Source organism: Xanthomonas sp. CFBP 8445, from assembly GCF_025666235.1.
In the GTDB taxonomy this organism is placed as follows: Bacteria; Pseudomonadota; Gammaproteobacteria; order Xanthomonadales; family Xanthomonadaceae; genus Xanthomonas_A; species Xanthomonas_A indica.
The window spans coordinates 2,851,268-2,874,685 of sequence record NZ_CP102594.1; the positions used below are offsets into that span (position 1 = coordinate 2,851,268).

The 23,418-nt window shown below is 69.0% G+C and carries 21 protein-coding genes; 6 read left to right on the forward strand and 15 right to left on the reverse strand.

Annotated features, from left to right (window positions below; all coding sequences use genetic code 11):
* Positions 1–113 precede the first annotated feature (113 nt).
* The 9 genes from lolD to NUG21_RS20975 all read right to left on the reverse strand — a co-directional run bounded on the left by lolD (position 114) and on the right by NUG21_RS20975 (position 6,760).
* Entirely contained in the window at positions 114–842 is a 729-nt protein-coding gene (gene lolD / locus NUG21_RS12170) for a lipoprotein-releasing ABC transporter ATP-binding protein LolD (RefSeq protein ID WP_184502452.1), read from the reverse strand.
* Positions 843–858: 16 nt separating this feature from the next.
* Positions 859–2,103, reverse strand: a complete 1,245-nt coding sequence (locus tag NUG21_RS12175; protein WP_010342649.1) for a lipoprotein-releasing ABC transporter permease subunit — start codon at positions 2,101–2,103, stop codon at positions 859–861.
* A 23-nt stretch (positions 2,104–2,126) separates the two neighbouring features.
* Complete coding sequence (locus NUG21_RS12180) at positions 2,127–2,579, reverse strand: hypothetical protein (protein WP_263390989.1); 453 nt, start codon at positions 2,577–2,579, stop codon at positions 2,127–2,129.
* Positions 2,530–2,778: an FAD assembly factor SdhE gene (locus tag NUG21_RS12185; protein ID WP_160947372.1), complete on the reverse strand. Its 249-nt coding sequence runs from the start codon at positions 2,776–2,778 to the stop codon at positions 2,530–2,532. The genes NUG21_RS12180 and NUG21_RS12185 overlap by 50 nt, the downstream gene beginning before the upstream one ends.
* Before the next feature lie 127 nt (positions 2,779–2,905).
* Positions 2,906–3,688 (reverse strand): succinate dehydrogenase iron-sulfur subunit, encoded by a 783-nt coding sequence (locus NUG21_RS12190; RefSeq protein ID WP_010342653.1) that lies wholly within the window; start codon positions 3,686–3,688, stop codon positions 2,906–2,908.
* Between the two features lie 103 nt (positions 3,689–3,791).
* Positions 3,792–5,582, reverse strand: coding sequence for a succinate dehydrogenase flavoprotein subunit (sdhA, locus tag NUG21_RS12195; protein ID WP_010342654.1), 1,791 nt, complete (start codon positions 5,580–5,582; stop codon positions 3,792–3,794).
* 33 nt (positions 5,583–5,615) lie between these two features.
* Entirely contained in the window at positions 5,616–6,002 is a 387-nt protein-coding gene (sdhD, locus tag NUG21_RS12200) for a succinate dehydrogenase, hydrophobic membrane anchor protein (RefSeq protein ID WP_048488910.1), read from the reverse strand.
* Positions 5,999–6,391 carry a succinate dehydrogenase, cytochrome b556 subunit gene (sdhC, locus tag NUG21_RS12205; protein ID WP_010342656.1) on the reverse strand — a complete coding sequence of 131 codons (393 nt, stop codon included), beginning with the start codon at positions 6,389–6,391 and terminating at the stop codon, positions 5,999–6,001. Before sdhC ends, sdhD begins: the two co-directional genes overlap by 4 nt.
* Positions 6,392–6,451: 60 nt before the next feature.
* Positions 6,452–6,760: a DUF1674 domain-containing protein gene (locus NUG21_RS20975; RefSeq protein ID WP_311195444.1), complete on the reverse strand. Its 309-nt coding sequence runs from the start codon at positions 6,758–6,760 to the stop codon at positions 6,452–6,454.
* Here NUG21_RS20975 and NUG21_RS12215 point away from each other — a divergent pair.
* A complete protein-coding gene (locus NUG21_RS12215) occupies positions 6,662–7,534 on the forward strand; it encodes a CAF17-like 4Fe-4S cluster assembly/insertion protein YgfZ (protein WP_263390990.1) in 873 nt (290 codons plus the stop codon). The genes NUG21_RS20975 and NUG21_RS12215 overlap by 99 nt on opposite strands.
* A 26-nt stretch (positions 7,535–7,560) precedes the next feature.
* On the opposite strand, the gene ugpC is transcribed toward NUG21_RS12215, so the two are convergent.
* The gene (gene ugpC, locus NUG21_RS12220) at positions 7,561–8,685 is read right to left on the reverse strand and encodes an ABC transporter ATP-binding protein (RefSeq protein WP_263390991.1); all 1,125 of its coding nucleotides are present in this window, start codon (positions 8,683–8,685) and stop codon (positions 7,561–7,563) included.
* A gap of 429 nt (positions 8,686–9,114) precedes the next feature.
* Between ugpC and zwf the strand changes: the two genes are divergently transcribed.
* The 5 genes from zwf to NUG21_RS12245 all read left to right on the forward strand — a co-directional run bounded on the left by zwf (position 9,115) and on the right by NUG21_RS12245 (position 15,012).
* The gene (gene zwf, locus NUG21_RS12225) at positions 9,115–10,551 is read left to right on the forward strand and encodes a glucose-6-phosphate dehydrogenase (protein WP_160947368.1); all 1,437 of its coding nucleotides are present in this window, start codon (positions 9,115–9,117) and stop codon (positions 10,549–10,551) included.
* The gene (gene glk, locus NUG21_RS12230; RefSeq protein WP_242081120.1) at positions 10,548–11,555 is read left to right on the forward strand and encodes a glucokinase; all 1,008 of its coding nucleotides are present in this window, start codon (positions 10,548–10,550) and stop codon (positions 11,553–11,555) included. Before zwf ends, glk begins: the two co-directional genes overlap by 4 nt.
* Positions 11,552–12,271 (forward strand): 6-phosphogluconolactonase, encoded by a 720-nt coding sequence (pgl, locus tag NUG21_RS12235; RefSeq protein ID WP_160947366.1) that lies wholly within the window; start codon positions 11,552–11,554, stop codon positions 12,269–12,271. The genes glk and pgl overlap by 4 nt, the downstream gene beginning before the upstream one ends.
* A gap of 100 nt (positions 12,272–12,371) precedes the next feature.
* Entirely contained in the window at positions 12,372–14,288 is a 1,917-nt protein-coding gene (gene edd / locus NUG21_RS12240; RefSeq protein ID WP_263390992.1) for a phosphogluconate dehydratase, read from the forward strand.
* Between the two features lie 70 nt (positions 14,289–14,358).
* Positions 14,359–15,012 carry a bifunctional 4-hydroxy-2-oxoglutarate aldolase/2-dehydro-3-deoxy-phosphogluconate aldolase gene (locus NUG21_RS12245; protein ID WP_263390993.1) on the forward strand — a complete coding sequence of 218 codons (654 nt, stop codon included), beginning with the start codon at positions 14,359–14,361 and terminating at the stop codon, positions 15,010–15,012.
* Between the two features lie 170 nt (positions 15,013–15,182).
* Here NUG21_RS12245 and NUG21_RS12250 read toward each other — a convergent pair whose 3' ends face one another.
* The 5 genes from NUG21_RS12250 to NUG21_RS12270 form a co-directional block, all read right to left on the reverse strand.
* Positions 15,183–18,299: a discoidin domain-containing protein gene (locus NUG21_RS12250; protein WP_263393073.1), complete on the reverse strand. Its 3,117-nt coding sequence runs from the start codon at positions 18,297–18,299 to the stop codon at positions 15,183–15,185.
* Between the two features lie 432 nt (positions 18,300–18,731).
* On the reverse strand, positions 18,732–19,568 hold the full coding sequence (locus tag NUG21_RS12255; RefSeq protein ID WP_019796990.1) for a carbohydrate ABC transporter permease: 837 nt from the start codon (positions 19,566–19,568) through the stop codon (positions 18,732–18,734).
* Complete coding sequence (locus NUG21_RS12260) at positions 19,565–20,446, reverse strand: carbohydrate ABC transporter permease (protein ID WP_160947363.1); 882 nt, start codon at positions 20,444–20,446, stop codon at positions 19,565–19,567. Before NUG21_RS12260 ends, NUG21_RS12255 begins: the two co-directional genes overlap by 4 nt.
* Complete coding sequence (locus NUG21_RS12265) at positions 20,443–21,738, reverse strand: sugar ABC transporter substrate-binding protein (RefSeq protein ID WP_160947362.1); 1,296 nt, start codon at positions 21,736–21,738, stop codon at positions 20,443–20,445. Before NUG21_RS12265 ends, NUG21_RS12260 begins: the two co-directional genes overlap by 4 nt.
* An 11-nt stretch (positions 21,739–21,749) precedes the next feature.
* Complete coding sequence (locus tag NUG21_RS12270) at positions 21,750–23,372, reverse strand: glucoamylase family protein (RefSeq protein WP_160947361.1); 1,623 nt, start codon at positions 23,370–23,372, stop codon at positions 21,750–21,752.
* Positions 23,373–23,418 lie beyond the last annotated feature (46 nt).

Here is a 23,418-nt window from a genome sequence, read left to right on the forward strand (position 1 = left end):
GGCTGTCATGCCCGGCCCCGCATGCAACAGGCTTCAGCGGCTCGCGACCTCAGGCCGCGAACCTGCCCGACAACCTGCAAGGCGGCGGCACATGCGGCCGCCACCGCGCTCGCTCAAACGTCCGCAGGCGCCAGTTCGCGCAGCTTGCCCTGGTGCAGTTCCAGCACGCGGTCCAGCTTGCGCGCCAGGCTGCGGTCGTGGGTGACCAGGACCAGGCTGGTGCCCTGCGCGCGGTTGAGTTCGAGCATCAGCGCGAACACGTTGGCCGCGGTCTTGTCGTCGAGGTTGCCGGTCGGCTCGTCGCCGAGCACGCAGGCGGGGCGATTGACCAGGGCACGCGCCACCGCGGCACGCTGGCGCTCGCCGCCGGACAGTTCGCCCGGCTTGTGCTCCAGGCGATGGCCCAGGCCCACCGATTCCAGCAGCGCGCGTGCGCGCGCGTCGGCATCGGGCATCGCCGCGCCGCCCAGCAGCACCGGCATCATCACGTTCTCCAGCGCGGTGAACTCGGGCAGCAGGTGATGGAACTGGTAGACGAAGCCCAGCGAGCGGTTGCGCAACTGTCCGCGCGCCGCGTCGGTCAGCGCCGACATGCGCTGCCCCGCCACGTAGACCTCGCCGGAGGTCGGCACGTCGAGGCCGCCGAGCAGGTGCAGCAAGGTGCTCTTGCCGGCACCGGACGCGCCGACGATGGCCACGGTCTCGCCGGCGGCCACGCTCAGCTCGAGCCCGTCGAACACCGGCGTGCGCATCTTGCCTTCGGCGTAGGTCTTGGCCAGGCCTTCGGCGCGGATCGCCGCGTCCGCTTGTGGCTTCTGCATTCCCGACTCCCGATTCCCCATTCCCGATTCCCGGTCCTCATTCATAGCGCAGCGCCTCCGCCGGCTGCGTGCGCGCCGCGCGCCAGGCCGGGTACAGCGTGGCCAGGAAGCTCATCAGCAGCGCCACGATGGTGATCACCATGACGTCGTGCGGCTGCATGTCGGTGGGCAGGCCGGTGATGTAGTAGACGTCCTCGGGCAGCAGCTTGATGTTGAACACGGCCTCGATGCCGGCCAGGATCCGCTCCAGGTTGAGCGTCAGCACGATGCCGCCGATCACGCCGGCGACGGTGCCGATCACGCCGATCAGCGTGCCCTGCACCATGAACACCTGCATCACCCCGCCCGGGCTCAGCCCCAGCGTGCGCAGGATGGCGATGTCGGCCTGCTTGTCGGTCACCAGCATCACCTGCGAGGACACCAGGTTGAACGCGCCCATCGCGATGATCAGCGACAGCAGGATGCCCATCACCGTCTTTTCCATCTTCAGCGACTGGTACAGGTTGGCGTTCTCGCGGGTCCAGTCGCTGACCATGTACGGGCCGTGCAGGTTCAGCGCCAGGTCGCGCGCCACGTTCCAGGCCTGGTCCATGTCGTACAGCTTCAGGCGCACGCCGGTGACGCCGTCGCCCATGCGCAGCACCCGCTGCAGGTCCGGCATGCTGGTCACCGCCAGGCCACGGTCGATCTCGTTGTAGCCGGCCTCGAAGATGCCGCTGACGGTGAAGCGCTTGTAGCGCGGCACCATGCCCATCGGGCTGGCCTGCGGCTCGCCGAGCATCACCACGACCTTGTCGCCGACGCCCACGCCCAGCCACAGCGCCAGTTCCTGGCCGAGCAGGATGTTGTACGAACCCGGGGTCAGGCTGTCGACCGAGCCCTGCTTCATCTTCTGCGCCAGCACCGAGACCTTGGCCTCTTCCTTGGGCAGGATGCCGCGGACGATCGCCGGCTGGTTGCGCTGGCCGGTCAGCAGCGCCTCTTCCTCGACGTAGGGCGCGGCGCCGGCGACGCGCTTGTCGCGCATGGCCACGTCCACCGCGTGCTGCCAGTCCTCCATCGGCGCGCCCTGCGCGCTGACCGTGGCGTGCGCCGCCATCTGCAGCAGGCGGTCGCGGATCTCCTTCTGGAAGCCGCTCATCACCGCCAGGGTGGTGATCAGCACGGTCACGCCCAGGGCGATGCCGAGGATCGAGGCCATGGAGATGAAGGAGATGAAATTATTGCGGCGCTTGGCGCGCAGATAGCGCAGGCCGATGGCCACGGGTAAGGGTTTGAACATGCGCAGCCACCATCCAGGGAGCGCTATGGTGCCATTTGCGGCGGCGCAGACGAAGCGGCATGGGCCGAAGCGGCCAGACGCAGTTCACGTCGTGCCGCCGGTGGCAGCGTGTCCGGCCACCACGCCAGGCGCTGGGTGCGCCCCTGCGCATCGCGCCAGCGCACGAACGCCAGCGGCCCGCGCCAGGCAACCTGCAGGTCGTTCACCGCCGCGCCGTCGACGCTGGGCGCACCGGCGCCGGCAGGAAGCACCAACGTGCGCGGCGCCCGCCCGGCCTCGCGGCGCAGCAGCCACGCCGCGTACAGCAGCGCCAGCGCGGCGGCCGGCCAGGCCAGGTGTGGCGGCAGGTCGGAACCGAACAGCGACAGCGGCGCCAGCGCGCCAAGCAGGGTCAGCGCGGCCAGCAGCCAGCGCGAGGGGCGCCAGTCAAGCCGGCATGGCGCGGATGGAAGCGATGAGATCGGCGGCGCGTGCATCGGGACAGGCCTCGTAGCCCATGAACCAGCGCCACAACTTATCGTCCTCGCAATCGAGCAGGTATAGGAAAACCCCGCGCTCGTCTTCGGAAGCCTGCGCCCAGCGCCGGTCCAGGTAGCGGCCGAACAGCTGGTCCAGTTCGCGCATGCCGCGCCGGCAGCGCCAGCGCAGCTTCTTCAGTTCGGTGGTCTCGTCCATCGCATGCGCCCTTGCCTGGGGGCGGCGCCGCACGGCAGCCGCCGAAAACGAACGCGGCACCGAACCCGAAAGCCGGTGCCGCGCGGTCGGCGGGCAGGCCCGCCGCTTGGAACGTGCGCCGCTGCGATCAGGCGCGGCGCGCCATCATCAGCTTCTTGATCTCGGCGATGGCCAGCGCCGGGTTCAGCCCCTTCGGGCAGGTCCGCGCGCAGTTCATGATGGTGTGGCAGCGGTACAGCTTGAACGGATCTTCCAGATCGTCCAGGCGCGCACCGGTGTCCTCGTCGCGCGAGTCGATGATCCACCTGTAGGCCTGCAGCAGGATCGCCGGACCCAGGTAACGCTCGCCGTTCCACCAGTAGCTCGGGCAGCTGGTCGAGCAGCATGCGCACAGGATGCACTCGTACAGGCCGTCGAGCTTCTTGCGGTCTTCCGGCGACTGCAGCCGCTCGCGATCCGGCGGCGGCGGGGTCTGGGTACGGATCCACGGCTTGATCGAGGCGTACTGCGCGTAGAAATGGGTCAGGTCCGGCACCAGATCCTTGACCACGCTCATGTGCGGCAGCGGGTAGATGGGCACTTCCTTCTTGCCGCAGTCGGCGATCGCCTTCGTGCAGGCCAGCGTGTTGGTGCCGTCGATGTTCATCGCGCACGACCCGCAGATGCCCTCGCGGCACGAGCGGCGGAAGGTCAGGGTCGGGTCGATCTCGTTCTTGATCTTGATCAGCGCGTCCAACACCATCGGGCCGCACGCGTCCAGATCCACCTCGTAGGTGTCGGTCCGCGGGTTGCTGTCGTCGTCCGGATTCCACCGGTAGACCTTGAAGGTCCGCACATTCTTCGCGCCCTTGGCGGGAAAGTGCTTGCCCTTGCCGATCTTGGAATTCTTGGGGAGGGTGAACTCTGCCATGGCTTTAAAATCCGGGAATGGGGATTAGGGAGTGGGGAGGCGTTGAGAGCAGGAAGCGACGTGTTTCGAATCCCGAATCACCAATCCCCAATCCCGGCTTTGGTCAGTAAACGCGCGGCTTCGGCGGAACCACGTCCACGTCCTTGCTGAGCGTGTACATGTGCACCGGGCGGTAGTCGAAGCTGCACTGGCCCTTGTCGTCGACGGTGACCAGCGTGTGCTTCTGCCAGTTGACGTCGTCGCGGTCGGGGAAATCCTCGTGGGCGTGCGCGCCGCGGCTTTCCTTGCGCTGTTCGGCCGAGTTGATCGTCGCCACTGCGTTGAGCAGCAGGTTGTTCAGCTCGTAGGTCTCGATCAGGTCGGAATTCCACACCAGCGAGCGGTCGGAGACCTTGACGTCCTCGAAGCTGGCGAAGATGTCGGCCATCTTGTCCACGCCTTCCTTCAGCGTCTTGCTGGTGCGGAACACCGCCGCGTCGGACTGCATGGTGCGCTGCATCTTGTCGCGGATCACCGAGGTCGGGGTGCTGCCGTTGGCGTTGCGCAGCTTGTCCAGCAGGCCCAGCGCCTTGTCGCAGGCGTCGCCCGGCAGGCCCTTGTGCGGCGCGCCGGTCTTGATCGTCTCGGCGCAGCGGTTGGCCACCGCACGGCCGAACACCACCAGGTCGAGCAGCGAGTTGGAGCCCAGGCGGTTGGCGCCGTGCACCGACACGCAGGCGGCCTCGCCGATGGCGTACAGGCCCGGCACCACCGCATCGGGGTTGTCGCCGTCCTTGCGCACCACTTCGCCGTGGTAGTTGGTCGGGATGCCGCCCATGTTGTAGTGCACGGTCGGGATCACCGGGATCGGCTGCTTGTGCACGTCGACGCCGGCGAAGATGCGCGCGCTCTCGGCGATGCCGGGCAGCTTGTCGTCGATCACGCCCGGGCCGAGATGGGTCAGGTCGAGCAGGATGTGGTCCTTGTGCTCGCCGACGCCGCGGCCTTCGCGGATCTCGATGGTCATCGAACGCGACACCACGTCGCGCGAGGCCAGATCCTTGTAGTGCGGGGCGTAGCGCTCCATGAAGCGCTCGCCGCTGCTGTTGCGCAGGATGCCGCCTTCGCCGCGCACGCCTTCGGTGATCAGGCAGCCGGCGCCGTAGATGCCGGTCGGGTGGAACTGCACGAACTCCATGTCCTGCATCGGCAGGCCGGCACGCATCACCAGGCCGCCGCCGTCGCCGGTGCAGGTGTGCGCCGAGGTGGCGCTGAAGTAGGCGCGGCCGTAGCCGCCGGTGGCCAGCACCACGCCGTGGGCGCGGAACAGGTGCAGCGAGCCTTCGGCCATGTCCAGGGCGAGCACGCCGCGGCAGGCGCCTTCCTCGTCGAAGATCAGGTCGAGCGCGAAGTACTCGATCATGAAGCGCGCGTTGTGCGCCAGCGACTGCTGGTACAGCGTGTGCAGCATGGCGTGGCCGGTGCGGTCGGCGGCGGCGCAGGTGCGCTGCGCCGACGGGCCTTCGCCGTACTTGGTGGTCATGCCGCCGAACGGACGCTGGTAGATCTTGCCGTCCTCGGTGCGGCTGAACGGCACGCCGTAGTGCTCCAGTTCGATGATCGCCGGGATCGCCTCGCGGCACATGTACTCGATGGCGTCCTGGTCGCCCAGCCAGTCCGACCCCTTGATGGTGTCGTAGAAGTGGTAGCGCCAGTCGTCCTCGCCCATGTTGCCGAGCGCGGCGGAGATGCCGCCCTGCGCGGCCACGGTGTGCGAACGGGTCGGGAAGACCTTGGTCAGGCAGACCGTCTGCAGGCCCTTCTGGGCCAGGCCGAAGGTCGCGCGCAGGCCGGCGCCGCCGGCGCCGACCACGACCATGTCGTACTTGTGTTCGGTGATCTTGTAAGCGGACATCGAAATGTGGTTCCTAGAGGGGGCGCCGATGGATCAGGCGATGCCCAGCGCGATGCGCGCCACGGCGAAGATGCTGACGATGGCGCCGAGCACGGCGACGAAGCGCACGATGGTCTGCGCGGCCAGGGCCAGCAGCGAGGTGTGCACGTAGTCTTCCAGCACCACCTGCATGCCGAGCTGGGCATGCCAGAACGCGGCGATCAGGAAGCCGACCAGCAGGATCGCGTTCCACGGCTTGGCCACGGCCTCGGTGGCGGCGACATAGTCCGAGCCGAGCAGGCTCAGCACGAAGATCAGGAACCAGATCGACAGCGGCACCAGCGCGGTGGCGGTCAGGCGCTGCACCACGAAATGCTCGGTGCCGGTCTTGGCCGCGCCCAGGCCGCGGACGTTCTTCAACGGAGTGCGATAGCGGCTCATGCGGTGGCTCCCAGCAGCACGTAGGCCCACACGGCGGCGGTCAGCACGAAGCTGAGCACGACCGACAGCCAGCCGATGGTGACGAAGGCGCGGACGGCGTAGCCCTGGCCGAAATCCTGCAGGATGTGGCGCAGGCCGCCGAACAGATGGAAGGCGAAGCACCAGGTCCAGCCGAACAGGAACACCTGGCCATACCAGGCGCCGGCGATGTCGCGGAAGAGATTCCAGGAGGCGGGGCCGAGCATCAGGGCCAACAGGCCGGCGGCGATGATCAGGGCACCGATCGACAGCACGATGCCGGTGGCTCGATTCAGGATCGAGGTCACCATCTGGATCTGCCAGCGATAGACCTGCAGATGCGGGGAAAGAGGACGTTCGCGCGTAGCCATTCGCTGGGCTCGTTGTCTCGGCTGGGCGGCGTGCTTAAGGCCGCGTTGGCTCAAAGCTGCTCAAAAATCGATGCAGCGTCCGTTTTTCTCCCAGTCGCCGTAGCGCGTCGGCTCGAGGCCGCCGCGCCCGCCGATCTCCCGCGGCGCAGGCTCGGTCTGCGGAGGGGTCTCCTCGGCGGGCCGCTGCGTTTCGGGATCGGACTCGGGTGTGGGGGTTGGTTGGCCTATCATGCGGGTCTCACAACTCGTCAATTTTAGTCCTCCCCTCTCGTGCCTGACAACCTGAATCTCGATTCCGGCGGTTTTTCCGCCTTGCCACACCTGCAATACGTCGCCTTGCGCGGTCCGGATGCAGTGGCCTTCGCCCATGCGCAGTTCGCCAACGACGTGCAGGCGCTGGCCGCGGGCCAGTGGCAGTGGAACGCCTGGCTCACCGCCAAGGGCCGGGTGATCGCGGTATTCGCGCTGCTGCGCCAGGCCGACGACGCCTTGCTGATGCTGCTGCCCGACGGCGGCGCCGAGGACCTGGCGGCGGCACTGGGCCGCTTCGTGTTCCGGCGCAAGCTGCGCATCACCGTCGAGGACACGCTGTTAGCTTTGGGTCGCCTGAGCCTACCGGAGCAGGCCCGGGGCGCGACGTCGGCGCGCGATGAGGCCGGCGTGATCGAACTGGACATGGGCGGCGACGGCCTGCCGCGTACGCTGCACTTGGTGCCGGCGCCGGCGTCGGATATGCCGGCCGCCGACCCGGCAGTGGTGGAAGCCTGGCGCGCGGCCGATCTGCGCCTGGGCCTGGTGCGGCTGGCGCCGAGCCAGCGCGAACAGTGGACGCCGCAGCAACTGGGCCTGGACCGGCTGCATGCCTTCAGCGTCAAGAAGGGCTGCTACCCGGGCCAGGAAATCGTCGCCCGCACCCACTTCCTGGGCAAGGCCAAGCGCGCCGTGCAGTTGCTGGAAGCAGAGGCCGCGGTCGCGATCGACACGGCGGTGCTGCGCGACGGCCAGCCGTTCGGCAGCGTGGTCAGCGTCGCCGGCACCCTGGCACTGGCGGTGCTGCCGCTGGACGAGACGCCACCGACGGGGCTGGACGTCGACGGCCACCCCGCACGTTGGCAGCCCCTGATCGACGGCCTGGCGCGCTGAGCGCGCGCCGTAACGCCAGCTTTTGCTTACGGCTGTTGCGAATCCCCAATCCCCAATCCCGGATCCCGCGCCTCCAGGCGCACCCCACTCTCGGCATCGAAGAAGTGCAGCGCGTCGCCGCGCACCGCCACCCGCAGGCGCTCGCCCAGGCCCGGCAGCGCGCGGGGCGCCACCCGCATCACCAGCGGCTGCGCGCCGTGGCTGAGATTGACGAAGATTTCGTTGCCGACCGGCTCGATCACCTCGATGGTGGCCTCGAAGCCACCCTGCGCGTCATCGCTGGGCTGCAGGTGTTCCGGCCGCACGCCGACCGCCAGTTCGCGGCCCAGCCACTGCGGCGCCAGCTGCGCGCCCGGCAGCGGCACCCGGCCGCCGTCCTGCAAGTGCAACTGCAGGCCGCCCTCGTCGACCAGCCGCCCGCGCAGCACGTTCATCGCCGGGCTGCCGAGGAAGCCGGCCACGAACAAGTTCGCCGGGCGGTCGTACAGCGCCATCGGCGTGTCGATCTGCTGGATCACCCCGTCCTTGAGCACGACGATGCGCTGACCCAGGGTCATCGCCTCGACCTGGTCGTGGGTGACGTAGATCATGGTGGTGCCGAGCTTGCGGTGCAGCTGCGCGATCTCGGTGCGCACCGAATGGCGCAGCTTGGCGTCCAGGTTGGACAGCGGCTCGTCGAGCAGGAACACCGCCGGCTCGCGCACCAGCGCGCGGCCCAGCGCCACGCGCTGGCGCTGGCCGCCGGACATCGCGCGCGGCAGCTTGTCCAGCATCGGGGTCAGGCCCAGGGTATCGGCGGCGGCGGCCACGCGCTGGCGGATGACCTCCTTGCTCTCGCCGCGCAGCTTGAGTCCGAACGCCAGGTTCTCGGCCACGGTCATGTGCGGGTACAGCGCATAGCTCTGGAACACCATGGCGATGTCGCGGTCCTTCGGCGCCACCTCGTTGACCACGCGCTCGCCGATGCGCAGCTCGCCGCCGCTGATCTCCTCCAGGCCGGCGATCATCCGCAGCAGCGTGGACTTGCCGCAGCCCGAAGGCCCGACCAGCACCATCAGTTCGCCGTCGGCCACTTCGAAGCTGGCCCCGTGCACGGCGACCTGGCCGTTGTCGTAGACCTTGCGGATGTTGTCCAGTTGTACTTTCGCCATGTATCCGGTTTCCGGCAGTGAGGAACGGGCTGCCGCCGGTCCCTCCCGAAGGCAGTGCATACGAATGCGGGTCGCATCGTGCCAGCGCGCAGGCAACAATGGATCGCGATGCGGTATTCTGCCATGTAACCGTTTTCACGGGGCAACATCGAGCCTGGGAGGGCACGCAATGCGATCCGCCGCCAGCCGCCGATCCGGCGCGCCGTCGTTATCCGGCCTGCAGCATGAGGCATTGGAGAGGTATGCTCAGAGGTCTGGCAGTCGTATTCATCTCCTGGATCGTGCGTCCCCGCCTGGCGGCCGTCCCGCGTCACGCCTTCGCCCGAACCGGCCGGATACAGGCCGTTCCCGCCGTTCGCTTCCCCACGCCACGTCACTTCTAGCCCCCAGGTGATCGACACCATGTCACCCGAAACCGAAACCCGGTCGATGCACGATACCTTCCTGTTGTTCGGCGCCACCGGCGATCTGGCCCAGCGCTACCTGTTCCCCTCGCTGCTGCGCATGCTCGACGACGGCTTCCTGCCGGAAGACTTCCGCATCCGCGCGCTGGCGCTGTCGCCGCACGATACCGCCAAGTTCCACGAACTCCTCAAGCCGCGCCTGCAGGCGGCGATGCCGCAGATCGGCGAATCGATCGTGCAGGCGCTGCTGGCGCGCATCGACTACCGCTCGGTGGACCTGCGCGACGCCGAATCGGTGGCCGCCGCGGTGCGCGACCTGACCGCGCGCCGCTGCGTGAGCTACCTGGCGATCCCGCCGGGGCTGTACATCAGCACCTGCCAGGGCCTGGCCCTGGGCGGGGCGCTGGCCGCGCCGCACCGGCTGATGCTGGAGAAGCCGATCGGCCACGATTCGGACAGCGCCCGCGAGATCGTGCAGGCGATCGGCGCGCTGATCGACGAGGACCGCGTGTTCCGCCTGGACCACTACCTGGGCAAGGCCGCGGTGCAGAACCTGATCGCGCTGCGCTTCGGCAACACGTTGCTGGAGGCGGTGTGGAACCGCAACTACATCGAGTCGGTGGACATCCTGGTCGCCGAGAGCGAAGGCGTGGACGGCCGCGATGCCTACTACGCGCGTTCCGGCGCGCTGCGCGACATGGTGCAGAGCCATATCCTGCAGCTGCTGTGCCTGGTGGCGATGGAGCCGCCGGCGTCGCTGGAAGCCGACCGCATCCGCGACGAGAAGGTCAAGGTGCTGCGCGCGCTGCGGCCACTGAGCGCGGAGCATGCCGCCCGCGACAGCGTGCGCGGGCGCTACACCGCCGGCACCATCAACGGCCAGCCGGCGCAGGCCTACCAGCCGCCGGAAGGCAGCGACGTGGAAACCTTCGCCGCGGTCACCGCCTACATCGACAACTGGCGCTGGGCCGGGGTGCCGTTCCGGCTGTGCACCGGCAAGCGCCTGGCCGAGCGCTCCACCCGCGTGGTGGTCACGCTCAAGCCGGTCACCCACTGGCTGTTCGAGCGCCCGGCCGCGCAGCAGGTGGCGCCGAACCGGCTGACCTTCCAGCTGCAGCCGCAGGAGAACATCGAACTGGGGCTGATGAGCAGCCTGGCCGGCCCGGAATGGGGCGCGCTGGAACTGCAGCCGCTGGAACTGGAACTGTCGGTGCCCACCGGCCTGCACCGGCGCATCGCCTACGAGCGGCTGATGCTCGACGCGCTCAACGGCAACCACGCGCTGTTCGTGCGCGACGACGAGGTGCGCGCCGCCTGGGCCTGGATCGACAGCGTCAGCGCCGCCTGGGCGCAGGCGCAACTGCCGCTGCTGCCCTACCCGGCCGGTAGCTGGGGGCCGGAGGAAGCGCAGGCCTACGTGTCCTGCGACCAGTCCGGCGCCGCGCCGCGGGTCGCTTCGTGAGCGCGCCGCAGCGCCCGGTGCTGGTGGCCGACATCGGCGGCACCAATGCCCGTTTCGCCCTCGCCGATCTCGACGCCTCGGTGCCGCTGCTCGACGACAGCACCCAGACCTACTCGGTGGTGGAGTTCCCGTCGCTGGGCGACGCCGCTCGGCACTACCTGGAACAGACCGGAGTGGACGCGCGCAGCGGCACCTTCGCGGTCGCCGGCCGCGTCGACGGCGACGAGGCGCGCATCACCAACCATCCGTGGGTGATCTCGCGGGCACGCACCCGCGCCATGCTCGGCTTCGACGAACTGCACCTGATCAACGACTTCGCCGCGCAGGCGATGGCGATCAGCCTGCTGCGGCCGCAGGACGTGGTCCAGGTCGGCGGCGCCAGCTGGACGCCGGCGCCGGTCGAAGTGCCGCGCAACTACGGCGTGATCGGCCCCGGCACCGGCCTGGGCGTGGGCGGCCTGCTGATGCGCGGCGGGCGCTGCTTTCCGCTGGAGACCGAGGGCGGCCACGTCAGCTTCCCGCCGGGCACGCCGGAGGAGATCCGCATCCTGGAATTGCTGTCGCAGCAGTTCGGCCGCGTCTCCAACGAGCGCCTGATCTGCGGCCCGGGCCTGGTCAATATCCACCGCGCGCTCAGCGAGATCGCCGGCGACGATCCGGGCCCGCTGCAGCCGGAAGACATCACCGCGCGCGCCGCGCAGGGCGATTACCGGGCGATGCGCACGGTGGACGTGTTCTGCGCCGTGTTCGGTGCCATCGCCGGCGACCTGGTGCTGATGCAGGGCGCCTGGGACGGCGTGTTCCTGACCGGCGGGCTGGTGCCGAAGATGCTCGACGCGATCCAGCATTCCGGGTTCCGCCAGCGTTTCGAGCACAAGGGCCGGTTTTCGTCGATCATGGCGCGGGTGCCGTCGCTGGCGGTGATCCACCCCCGTCCCGGCCTGCTCGGCGCCGCCGCCTACGCGGTGGACGCCGCGCGGCAATCCCCAGGAGCCATTGCATGAGCCCCACGCTGTCCGACCGCATCACGCTGATCCGCTACGACGATCCGGATGAATGGATCGACGCGGCAGCGGCCGAGATCGGCACCGCGCTGCGCGAGGAGATCCAGCGCCGCGGCGGCGCGCGCCTGCTGCTGTCCGGCGGCACCACCCCGGCGCCGGTGTACCAGGCGCTGGCCGAGCTGCCGCTGGACTGGTCCAAGCTGGAAGTCGGGCTGGTCGACGAGCGCTGGCTGTCGCCGCAGGACAGCGACAGCAACGCCTACCTGATCCGGCACAGCCTGCTGGACCGCGCCGAGGAGGCGCGCTTCGAGCCGCTGGTGCGGGTCGGCAAGCCGCTGCAGGACTGCGTGCACGCCGCCAACCTGCATGCGCGGCACGCCCCGGCCGCGTGCATGGCGGTGCTGGGCATGGGCGGCGACGGCCACACCGCCTCGCTGTTCCCCGGCGCCACCGACCTGAACAAGGCCCTGGCCAATCCCCTGCCCTACGCCGCGCTCGACGCCACCGGCTGCCCCGGCGCCAACACCTGGCCGTTGCGCATCACCCTGACCCCGGCCGGCCTGGCGCCGATCGGCCAGCGCATGCTGCTGTTGCGCGGCACGCAGAAGCTGGAGGTGCTGGAGCGTGCGCTGGCCGGCACCGATCCGCACGAGTATCCGATCCGCGTCGCCTTCGATACGCCGGGTGCGCGCTTGCGCGTGCATTGGTGCGAGTGAGGCCGGGACCCGTAACAGCCGCACCGCCGCCTTTGCCTTTCCCGGGTCCCCGGTCCCGAGCCACGGGTCCCGCCCCCACCCTTCATAGCCACTTCCGCCAATGAGCCTGCATCCGACCCTCCACGCGATCACCGAACGCATCCGCCAGCGCAGTGCGCCGTCGCGGCGCGCCTACCTGGCCGGCATCGACGCCGCGCTGCGCGACGGTCCGTTCCGCAGCCGCCTGAGCTGCGGCAACCTCGCCCACGGCTTCGCCGCCTGCGGCCCCACCGACAAGAGCCGGCTGGAAGGCGGGATCACCCCCAACCTGGGCATCATCACCGCCTACAACGACATGCTCTCGGCACACCAGCCGTTCGAGCACTACCCTGAAATCATCCGCAGCACCGCGCGCGCGCTCGGCGCCACCGCGCAGGTGGCCGGCGGCGTGCCGGCGATGTGCGACGGCGTGACCCAGGGCCGTCCCGGCATGGAGCTGTCGCTGTTCTCGCGCGACGTGATCGCCCAGGCCACCGCGATCGGCCTCAGCCACGACATGTTCGACACCAGCCTGTACCTGGGCGTGTGCGACAAGATCGTGCCCGGCCTGCTGATCGGTGCGCTGGCCTTCGGCCACCTGCCGGCGGTGTTCGTGCCGGCCGGGCCGATGACCCCGGGCATCCCCAACAAGCAGAAGGCCGAGGTGCGCGAGCGCTACGCCGCCGGCCAGGCCAGCCGCGAGGAACTGCTGGCCGCCGAATCGGCGTCCTACCACGCTCCCGGTACCTGCACCTTCTACGGCACCGCCAATTCCAACCAAGTGCTGCTGGAAGCGATGGGCGTGCAGTTGCCCGGCGCCTCCTTCGTCAACCCCGGCACCCCGCTACGCGAGGCGCTGACCCAGCAGGCGACCGAGCGCGCGCTGCGCATCACCGCGCTGGGCAACGACTTCCGCCCGCTGGGCCGGTTGATCGACGAGCGCGCCATCGTCAACGCGGTGGTCGCGCTGATGGCCACCGGCGGCTCCACCAACCACACCATCCACTGGCTGGCGGTGGCGCGCGCGGCTGGCATCGTGCTGACCTGGGACGACCTGGACGCGCTGTCGCAGCTGGTGCCGCTGCTGGCGCGGGTGTATCCGAACGGCGAGGCCGACGTGAACCACTTCGCCGCCGCCGGCGGCATCGGCTTCGTGTTCCGCGAGCTGATGGACGCCGGGCTGATGCACGACGACCTGGCCACCATCGTGCCCGGCGGCATGCGCGCCTACGGCGACGAGCCGTGCCTGCAGGACGGCAAGCTGGCCTACGTGCCGAGCCCGGCCAAGAGCGCCGACGAAGCGGTGGTGCGCCCGGCGTCCAACCCGTTCGAGGCACAGGGTGGTCTGCGCCTGCTGCGCGGCAACCTGGGCCGCTCGCTGATCAAGCTGTCGGCGGTGAAGCCGCAGTTCCGCACCATCGAAGCCCCGGCCGTGGTCATCGACGCGCCGCAGGCGCTGAACAAGCTGCACGCCGCCGGCGCACTGCCGCACGACTTCGTGGTGGTGCTGCGCTACCAGGGCCCGCAGGCCAACGGCATGCCGGAACTGCATTCGCTGGCGCCGTTGCTGGGCCTGCTGCAGAACCAAGGCCGGCGCGTGGCGCTGGTCACCGACGGACGCCTGTCCGGCGCGTCCGGCAAGTTCCCCGCGGCCATCCACGTGACCCCGGAAGCGGCGCGCGGCGGCCCCATCGCCCGCGTGCGCGAGGGCGACATCGTGCGCCTGGACGGCGAGGCCGGCACCCTGGAAGTGCTGGTGGACGCCGCCGAGTGGGCGGCGCGGCCGCTGGCGCCGAACACCGCGCCGGCCGCACACGACCTGGGCCGCAACCTGTTCGGGCTCAACCGCCGCATGGTCGGCCCGGCCGACCAGGGCGCGCTGTCGATCTCCTGCGGCCCGCCGGCCGCCGACGGCGACCTGTGGAACTACGACGCCGAGTACGACCTGGGCCGCGATGCCGAGGCCGCCGCCGCGCCGCACGAATCCAAGGACGCCTGAGTCGCGCCGCCTGCCCCACCCTGCCCTGGCCGGTCGCGGCCGGGGCCTCCCCCTCGCAACCGAGACCGTCATGACCATCGCCGAACACCAGACCAAGGCCGAGCAGCTGCTGCGCGCGGCCGGCATCCTGCCCGTCGTCACCGTCCACACCCTGGAGGAGGCGCGCCGCGTCTCGGCCGCGCTGCTCGAAGGCGGGCTGCCGGCGATCGAACTGACCCTGCGCACGCCGGTGGCGATGGAGGCGCTGGCGATGCTCAAGCGCGAACTGCCGGACATCGTGATCGGCGCCGGCACCGTGCTCAACGCCACCCAGCTGCAGCAGTCGATCGACGCCGGCGCCGACTTCATCGTCACCCCCGGCACCACCCCGACCCTGGCCGACGCACTGGCGCAGGCGCCGCTGCCGGTGGTGCCGGGCGCGGCCACCCCGAGCGAGCTGCTGGCGCTGATGGAGCGCGGTTTCCGCGTGTGCAAGCTGTTCCCCGCCTCCGCCGTCGGCGGCCTGGCGATGCTCAAGGGCCTGGCCGGCCCCCTGGCCGAGCTCAAGCTGTGCCCCACCGGCGGCATCGGCGAAAGCACCGCCGCCGAGTACCTGGCGCAGCCCAACGTGGTCTGCATCGGCGGCTCGTGGATGGTGCCCAAGGACTGGCTGGCCGACGGCGCCTGGGACAAGGTGCGGGAGAGCTCGGCGAAGGCGGCCGCGATCGCGGCGGCGGCGCGGTAGCGCTGCGGCGGCCGCGGCCGCGGCCGCCGGGATTGGGCATTCGGGATTGGTGATTCGTAAAAGCAACTCCACCCAGCACCCTGAAAAAAAAGCGCCGGCATGCCGGCGCTTTTTTTGCTTTTAGCTGTTACGAATCCCCAATCCCGAATCCCCAATCCCCAATCCCGGCCTCACCGCACCTCAATCTGCACATCCGCCGGCAACGCATGGATGCGCAGTTCGCCGTGTTCCCACTGCACCGCTTCGCCGTTGACCAGCGTGCGGCCCGGTTGGCCCGGGTACGGCCACGGCAGCACCAGGCCGCCGCTGGGCATGCGCAGGCCGTCGGGGATGTTCAGCAGCAGCCGGTTCTTCTGCCGCCGCAGCTGGTAGCTCAGCGGACCCTGCGGGGTGCGCAACTGTTCGATCGCCACGCCCTTGCCGTCGAACCAGTCGGCCGGGATGCCGGCGGCCAGCACCAGGCTGTCGTCGACGTCGCGGGCGTAGGCGAACATGTCCAGCACCGAGCGCACGAAGTCCGAGGCGACCCAGGCATGCGGCAGGTCGCCCAGGAAGAACGGCTTGCGCGGCGTGCGCGAGACCACCTCGGCCCACTGGTTCCAGGGCTGCGGCGCGCGGTCCTTGAAGAAGAACGCGGTCGCCTCCCAGGCGCGCTCGCGCCAGCCCAGGCGCACGAACGCGGACACGTTGCGCCACTCGTAGGGGGTGTAGTCCTTCCACTCGCGGGTGCCGTCGCGGCGGCCGACGAATTCGCTCCAGTAGCGCTCGAAGGTGTTGTCGAGCAGCGCCTGCGGCAGCCGGCCCTGCTCGCCGCCAGGCGCCAGCGCGATGGTGGTCGAGGTCGGATCGAAGTCGCCCAGCTCCGCCGAACCCGGCAGGAAGTTGATGTGGTGCTGCTGGGTGGCCGCGTCCAGCGAGGCGTACAGGTCCTGGCGGAACTGGTCGCGCGAGGCGGCGAAACGCGCGGCGTCGTCGATGCGGCCCAGCTCGGCGGCGATGCTCACCGCGTCCTTGTAGCCGCGCAGCGCCCAGAAGTTGTCCCAGTACGAGTGCATCGGCTTGGCCGAGTAGCCCTCGTGGCTGATCGACACCGGCATCATCCCGTAGAAAGCCGCATTGCGCGCGCGGTTCTCGTCGGTGCGCTCGCTCAGCCGCAACTGCTCCATGTAGTCGTAGGCGCCGAGCACGTGCGGCCACATCTGCTCGAGGAAGGCGCGGTCGCCGGTGTAGCGGTAGTAGTCGGCGACGCTGTAGATCAGCTCGCCGTGGCTGTCGTTTTCCGGCACCGGGTCGCTGCCGCGATCGTCCACGCAGCACGGCACCATGCCGTTGGCGAACTGGTACGGCGCGTACCACGCCACGTACTCGCGGACCACGTCGGCGCGGCCCAGCCGCAGCAGGCCTTCGGAGATCATCGCGCCGTCGCGGATCCAGCTGCGCGAGTACGAGCGCGTGCCCGGCTGCAGGCGCGGCCCGATGCGGGAGATCAACATGTGCGCCAGCGCGGTGCGCAGCGTATCGGCGACCGCCTTGCCCTGCGCCGGCACATGCAACTGCACGCGGTCCAGCTTCTCGTGCCACTGCGCGGCGACCTGCTGCTGCGCGCGTGCAGCATCGAAGCCAGCCGGCAGCGCGGCGTTGCCGGTCTGCGGGATCACCAGCGCCACCTCGCGCACCTCGCCCGGGGCCAGGCGTCCGCGGTACAGCAAGGCGCCGGACGCCAGCCCGTCCGGATCCTGCGCCTGCTGCGGCAGGCCGCCGGCATCGGCGCCGAGCCGTTCGATGTCCATGCCGGCGTCGAACGCGCTGGCGTAGGCGGCATCGGGCTTCTGCACGGCGAACACGCGCGGCTGGCCGTTGACCTGCACCTGCGTGCCGGCGAAGGCGAGCGAGCGGATCGGGCTGACCCCGCCGACCGTGTTGAGGAACTGGCTGGGTGGATTGACCTGGAACGGACGCACCGCCAGCGCCAGGGTGTAGTCGTGCGGCTGTTTGCTCGGGTTGCTGAGCCGGTAGCGCGCCACCAGTTGCGCCTGCTCCGGCTCGCCCTGCACGAAGGCGGTGACGCGCAGCGCGGCGTTGTCGTGGGTCCAGTCCACGCTGGGAATCGGCAGGTAGTCGTCCTGCAGGCTCTGCGCGGCCTTGACGTCGGCCCAGCTCAGGCGCTTGCCGTCCAGCAGCAGGAACGGTTCGATGCTGAAGCCGCCCTTGCCCACCTCGATCGCGCCATCCTCGCCGACCAGGCCCTGTTCGCGGCCGCCATCCAGGCCGATGATGGTCCAGTACGGTTGCTCGCCGCTGAAGCCGCGCGGGAACCAGCCGCGGGCGGACTGCGCCGCCACCGACTTGATGAAGTCGTTCTGGGTCGCGGCGAAGGCCAGCGGCTGCAGTGCGATGTCGGCGATGCCGTAGCGGAAGCTGGGGCCATCCTGCAGGTCGAAGCGCACGTAGCGCGCCTCGGTGTCCGGCAGCGCCAGCCAGTCGGTGCCGCCGTTGCCGGCGGTCACCGCGCGCAGTTCGCGCCAGCTGCGCCCGTCGGCCGAGCCCTGCACGGTATAACGCGAGGCGTACACGCCCGGCGCCCACTGCACCTTGGCGCCGCCGAACTCGCGCACCTTGCCCAGGTCCAGCATGATCGTCTGGGTCTTGGCGTTGCCGCTGTACCAGACCGTGTCCGGCTTGCCGTCGGCGATGCGCTGCTGCAGCGCCGGCGCGGTATCGGCGCTGACCTTGACCGTCAGCGGCGAGGTGTCCTGCGGCGGCAACGGGGTCAGGGTCAGTTGGTCGAAGCACACCGTGCCGGCGCCGCCGACCTGGTTGTAGATGGTGAACTCGATCTGCGCGCTGCGGGTCAGCTCCTTCTCCGGGCTCGGCCCCCAGGCCTTGTCGATCTGCCGCTTCTTGAAGGTGACCGTGCTCCACTGCGTGGGGAACGCGTAGCGCGGCCGGTTGACCCACCACACGTTGTCGCCGCTGGCGTCGACCAGCTTGAACTGCAGGTCGTTGCTCGGCGAATCGCCGCGCAGCTGGAACGCGAACTCGTAGTTGTCCGGATAGTCGATCGGCACGTTGCGGCGGATCCCGGCATAGCCGGAGACGCCGTTGAAGTCGTAGTCCAGGCACAGCGCCTTGGCGCGGCCGCCGCTGGGCGCCTGCACCAGCCGGGTCGAGGCGGTGACTTGGTTGGAGACGACGATCTGCCATTTGTCCAGATCGTTGAAGCTGTCCAGCGCCACCGTGGAGGTCGGCGGCGCGGCGACGGCATGGGCGGCCGCCAGTCCCAGCATCGCCAGCATCGCACGTGCGCACGTCATCGCCATCCCGTCCCTCATCGCCTTCCCCGTTGCTGTCGTCGTGTCTGCTTCTGTCGGAGGGGCATCGGCCCCGATGGAGTATCCGGTCCTGCTGTCGCGGCTGACGCCGCTGCGACAGGCGCGCGCCCAAGACCGCGCGCGGCGTGGTTTGGGCTTACGGCGCCCGATGATACGCATCCATGCTGCCGTCCATGGCGTGACAGTCCCACGCCAGAACGTCCGGCCCGGCCATGCATGGCCGCGCGTTCGGGAACGCGCGAGCCAGTGGCTCGCAAGCGCGTCGCCGCACTCGCCTCTTTCCCATGCCATCCCTGGCGCAACTGATCGGCTCCGGACGACCCGGCCCGGCCATCCGTGGCCGGGCGTTCGGCAACGCGCGAGCCAGTGGCTCGCAAGCGCGTTCCCTCACCCCTTCACGCTGCCGAGCAGCAGGCCCTGGATGTAGTAGCGCTGCAGGGCCAGGAACAGGGCCAGCACCGGGATCACCGTGACCACCGCGCCGGCCATCATCATCTCCACGTCCATGATGTGCTCGCGCGACAGCGCCGCCAGCGCCACCGGCAGGGTGTAGTGCTCCTGGTCGGTCAGCACGATCAGCGGCCACATGAAGTCGTTCCACGCCGCCATGAAGGTGAAGATGGTCAGCGTCACCAGCACCGGCTTGAGCATTGGCAGCACGATCTGGAAGAAGATCCGCAGCTCGCCGGCGCCGTCGATGCGGGCGGCCTCCAGCAGCTCGTCCGGGATCGAACGCGCGTACTGACGCACCAGGAAGATGCCGAACACCGTCGCCAGCGCTGGCACGACCACCCCGCCGAAGCTGTTGACCAGGTGCAGCTGCTTCATCAGCAGGAACAGCGGCAGCATCGCCACCTGCGCCGGGATCACCAGCGCCGCCAGCAGGATCTGGAAGATCCGCTCCTTGCCGACGAAGCGCAGCTTGGCGAAGGCATAGCCGGCCATGGTGTTGATCAGCAGCGAGCCGAAGGTGATCGCGCACGACACCAGCAGGCTGTTGGCGAAATTGCGCGCCATGCCGGTGCGCGAGAACAGCTCGCCGTAGTTGGCCAGGGTGGCGCCGGTGGGCAGCATCGGCGGCGGGAAGCGACTGGCCTGCCCGGCCGGCATGAACGACACCGACACCATCCACAACAGCGGCGCCAGGCTGATCACGGCGAGCAGCAGCAGCCCGCCGTTGACCAGCAGCGTGTTCCAGCGCGAGGCGCCGATCTCCCGGCTCATACCAGGTCCCTCTTGCGGCCGAAGCGCAGCATCACCGTCGTCACTCCCAGGATGATCAGGAACAGCAGGAACGCCACCGCCGAGGCGCGGCCGAGGTTCCACCACTTGAAGCCTTCCTCGAACATGTAATACAGCACGCTCACCGTGCTCTGCAGGGGGTCGCCACGGGTCATCACGTAGGGTTCGGCGAACAGCTGGAAGTAGCCGGACACGGTAATCACCCCGACCACCAGCAGCACCGGCCCCAGCATCGGCAGGGTGATGTGCAGGAACTGCCGCCACTTGGAGGCGCCGTCGATGCGCGCGGCCTCGTACAGGTCCTGCGGGATGGCCTGCAGGCCGGCAAGGAAGATCACCATGTTGTAGCCGAAGTTCTTCCACACGGCGAACAGCATGATGGTCGGCATCGCCCAGTGCGGGTCGCCGAGCCAGTCGATCGGGCCGATGCCCAGGTGCGCCAGGCCGTAGTTGACCAGGCCGTAGCTGGTATGGAACAGGTAGCGCCAGATCACCGCCACCGCCACCAGCGTGGTCACCACCGGCGCGAACAGCGCGGTGCGGAACAGCGCCTTGAAGCGGGCCACCGGTGCGTTCAGCAGCAGCGCCGCGCCCAGCGAGGCGCCGATGGACAGCGGCACGCCGACGATCACGAAATACGTGGTGTTCCACAGCGACTTCCAGAACATCGGCGTCTGCAGCAACTCGATGTAGTTGCCGAAGCCGACGAAGCGCAGGTTGTGGCGGTCGGCCAGCGCATACAGGTCGAAGTCGGTGACGCTCAGCGCCAGCGCCGACAGCACCGGCAGGCCGAAGAACACGCCGATCACGATCAGCGCCGGGCCGGCGAACAGCCAGCCGATCAGGGAACCGCGCTTCATGGCGTGGCTCCCGCGGCCGGCGCCGCCGTGGCCTCGCGGTGCTGCTGATGGATCCAGCGGCGTTTCTCCAGGATCTCGTCGACCCGCTTGTCCAGTTCCCGCATTGCCTTCTCCTGCGGCTCACCGCCGCGCACCACCCGCTCGGTGGCCAGCCGCATCTCCTGCACGATGCGCTCCCACTCCAACACCTTCGGTGCCGGCTTGACCCGCTCCAGCTGATCGCGGAACGCATGCGCCAGCGGATCGTCGGCCAGCGACGGATACGCCCAGGTGCTGCGCCGCGGCGGCATGTCGCCGATCAGCGCGTGGAAGCGCGCCTGGATCTGCGGCCGCGACAGGAACTCGATCAGCTTCCAGGCCGCGTCCTTGTGCTCGGACTTGCGGAAGATCACCAGGCTGGTGCCGCCGGCGATGCCGGCGCCGGGGCCGTCCGGACCGGGCAGCGGCATGGTGCCCCACTGGTCCTTCAACGCCGGCGGCTGCACCTTGCGGAACTCGCGGATATTCCACGGGCCGGAGATGTAGAAGGCGTAGAAGCCGTTGAAGAACTCGTCCCAGACGTTGGAGATCTGCGTCTCCGACATCTTCGGCGCCCAGCCCTGGTCGAACATGTTGGCGTAGAACGCCAGCGCCTTGCGGAAGCCGGGGCTTTCGAAGTTGCCGTAGTTGTTGTGGTCGCGCAGCAGCGGATCGGGCAGTTGCAGGCCCAGCGACAGCTGCTGCTCGAACTCGTTGAGCGGCATCAGGATCGCGTAGCGCTTCGGGCCCACGTGCTTCTTCACCGCCGCCATCGCCTGCTCCCACTCGGCCCAGGTCTGCGGCAGCTTGGTCACCCCGGCGTCGCGCAGCATGTCCTTGCGGTAGAACAGCAGGCGCGTGTCCACGTACCAGGGGATGCCGTAGAGCTGGCCGTCGATGACGCTGGTGTCCCAGATGCCGGGGAAGTAGTCCTTCGGGTCGACCACCTTGGAGCGGTCGACGTAGGGCTGCAGTGGCTGCAGCGTGCCCAGCTCGGCGAATTCCGGAATCCAGGTGTTGCCCAACTGACACACGTCCGGCAGGCCATCGGCCGCGAACGCGGTCAGCAGCTTCTCGTGCGCGGCAGTCCAGGGGATGTTCTGGATGTCCACGTGAATGCCGGGATTTTCCTTCTCGAACTCCGGAATCAGCTCGGCCACCACCTCGGCCTCGCGGCCCATCGCCCAGAACCGCACCACCTCGCCCTGCGGCGCGCGTGCGCAGCCGCACACCGCCAACACCACCAAACCCAGCGAAACCCAACGACCGATCATGCGTACTGTGCTCATTCCGGTTGCTGCGGCTGGCGCTGTGGAGGGGTGGACTGCGCCTCGGCGGCGGCGGCGCGCGACTCGGCGATGCCCAGCGCACGCGCATTGGCCGCCTGCTCGTCCTTCTTGGGCAGCGGCTGGGCCTCGCCCTCCGGGGTCAGCCAGCCGCCGGTGAAGCCGGCGCGCTCCAGGCCGGTGCGGATGTACTTGTTCTTCTTCATCACGTTCCAGACGAACTCATTGCGGTAATTGGCGATCATGGTGACGATCGCGCCCTGGTCGATGCCGATGTAGTCGCTGGCCACCCAGCCGCGGTTGGGGATCATGCGGCCGGTCTTGAGCGGGATATCGTAGTTGAAGCTGGGATTGAACGAATCCAGGAAGCCGTAGCTCGAATACAGGAAGTCGCCGAAGCGCTTGTGCATTTCCTGGGTCGCCGGAATCACCACCTCAGGTGCGAACACGATCGAGGACACCGCCGCGGTCGGCGCGATGGTGCCGTCGTCGAACGCCTCGAACAGGCCGGCGCCGCGGGTGCGGTAGTGGAAGAACTGGCGCTGCTCGCCGCGGTACTCCTGGGTGGTGTTCTGCGGACCGTCGCTGGCGGTCAGGCCCCACACATTCTCGCCGTACTCCTTCCACTTCATCGGGTTGTCGATGGCGTACTCGCGCTGCGCCAGGGTGGCGCGGCGGCTGTTGAGGAAATAGTCGATGCCATGCTCGCGCATGTACTGGTCCTGGATGTCGCGGAAATCGATCCAGACGTGGTTGTACTGGTGCGCGAACAGCGGGCCGAACGCCAGGTATTCCTGGCCGTAGTACACGCCCCAGTCCTTGTTGTAGGTGCGGGTCCACTCCTGCCACGCGTCCGGTTCCACCGGATGGGTCGGCGAGCCCAGCGCCAGCAGGTACACCATCATGCCTTCGTTGTAGCCCATCCAGTCGTGCTGGATGAAGCCGCGCTCGGGATACCAGCCCATCGAGATCAGCGGCTTGCGCTGCTGCATCCACGGCCAGTCCACGCGCCGGTACAGCGTGTCGGCGATCTGGCGGATCTCCTTCTCGTCGGCCGTGTCGCCTTCGTAGTAGGACTGGGCGAACAGCACGCCCATCATCAGCAGCGCGGTGTCCACGCTCGACAGTTCCACCCACTGGTCGTAGCGCAGCCCTTTTTGCATGTCCAGGAAGTGGTAGTAGAAGCCCTTGTAGCCGGCGCGCCCGGTGCGCTGCGGGCCGACCGGCACGTCGCGCAGGAAGCGCAGCGTGGTCAGGGTGCGTTGCACGGCCTGCTCACGGCTGATCCAGCCGTTCTCGTAGCCGATGGGATAGACGGTGAGCGCGAAGCCGACCGACGCGATCGACGCGAACGGCCGCGACGGATAGCGGTCCACCGCCATGCCGTTCTGCTCGTTGGTGGTGTCCCAGAAGAACTGGAAAGTGCGGCGTTCGATGTCCTCGAACAGGGGCGGCAGCTCCGGCTTCAGCAGTTTCGGCGGCAGTTCGGCCTCGACCAGGATGACCTTGACCGGCTTCTTCTCCACCGCCTTCGGCTCCTCGGTCTTCTTGCAGGCCGTCAGCAGCACCCCTGCTGCCATCAGCATCAACGAAAACCTGATGAAACTGCGCTGCTTCTTCATCGTGCCCCCCGTGAAATCGTTTACACGCACGCAAAAAATACCCCAC

Bases quoted from the DNA above. Each gene is read 5' to 3' on its own strand.
- NUG21_RS20975 (WP_311195444.1), bottom strand. From the start codon at position 6,760: ATGGGCGAAGGCCACTGCATCCGGACCGCGCAAGGCGACGTATTGCAG.
- NUG21_RS12265 (WP_160947362.1), bottom strand. From the start codon at position 21,738: ATGATCGGTCGTTGGGTTTCGCTGGGTTTGGTGGTGTTGGCGGTGTGC.
- NUG21_RS12255 (WP_019796990.1), bottom strand. From the start codon at position 19,568: ATGAGCCGGGAGATCGGCGCCTCGCGCTGGAACACGCTGCTGGTCAAC.
- NUG21_RS12260 (WP_160947363.1), bottom strand. From the start codon at position 20,446: ATGAAGCGCGGTTCCCTGATCGGCTGGCTGTTCGCCGGCCCGGCGCTG.
- edd (WP_263390992.1), top strand. From the start codon at position 12,372: ATGAGCCTGCATCCGACCCTCCACGCGATCACCGAACGCATCCGCCAG.
- ugpC (WP_263390991.1), bottom strand. From the start codon at position 8,685: ATGGCGAAAGTACAACTGGACAACATCCGCAAGGTCTACGACAACGGC.
- lolD (WP_184502452.1), bottom strand. From the start codon at position 842: ATGGGGAATCGGGAGTCGGGAATGCAGAAGCCACAAGCGGACGCGGCG.
- NUG21_RS12185 (WP_160947372.1), bottom strand. From the start codon at position 2,778: ATGGACGAGACCACCGAACTGAAGAAGCTGCGCTGGCGCTGCCGGCGC.
- zwf (WP_160947368.1), top strand. From the start codon at position 9,115: ATGCACGATACCTTCCTGTTGTTCGGCGCCACCGGCGATCTGGCCCAG.
- NUG21_RS12250 (WP_263393073.1), bottom strand. From the start codon at position 18,299: ATGCTGGGACTGGCGGCCGCCCATGCCGTCGCCGCGCCGCCGACCTCC.
- NUG21_RS12245 (WP_263390993.1), top strand. From the start codon at position 14,359: ATGACCATCGCCGAACACCAGACCAAGGCCGAGCAGCTGCTGCGCGCG.
- NUG21_RS12190 (WP_010342653.1), bottom strand. From the start codon at position 3,688: ATGGCAGAGTTCACCCTCCCCAAGAATTCCAAGATCGGCAAGGGCAAG.
- NUG21_RS12270 (WP_160947361.1), bottom strand. From the start codon at position 23,372: ATGAAGAAGCAGCGCAGTTTCATCAGGTTTTCGTTGATGCTGATGGCA.
- sdhA (WP_010342654.1), bottom strand. From the start codon at position 5,582: ATGTCCGCTTACAAGATCACCGAACACAAGTACGACATGGTCGTGGTC.
- NUG21_RS12175 (WP_010342649.1), bottom strand. From the start codon at position 2,103: ATGTTCAAACCCTTACCCGTGGCCATCGGCCTGCGCTATCTGCGCGCC.
- sdhD (WP_048488910.1), bottom strand. From the start codon at position 6,002: ATGAGCCGCTATCGCACTCCGTTGAAGAACGTCCGCGGCCTGGGCGCG.
- pgl (WP_160947366.1), top strand. From the start codon at position 11,552: ATGAGCCCCACGCTGTCCGACCGCATCACGCTGATCCGCTACGACGAT.
- NUG21_RS12180 (WP_263390989.1), bottom strand. From the start codon at position 2,579: ATGCACGCGCCGCCGATCTCATCGCTTCCATCCGCGCCATGCCGGCTT.
- sdhC (WP_010342656.1), bottom strand. From the start codon at position 6,391: ATGGCTACGCGCGAACGTCCTCTTTCCCCGCATCTGCAGGTCTATCGC.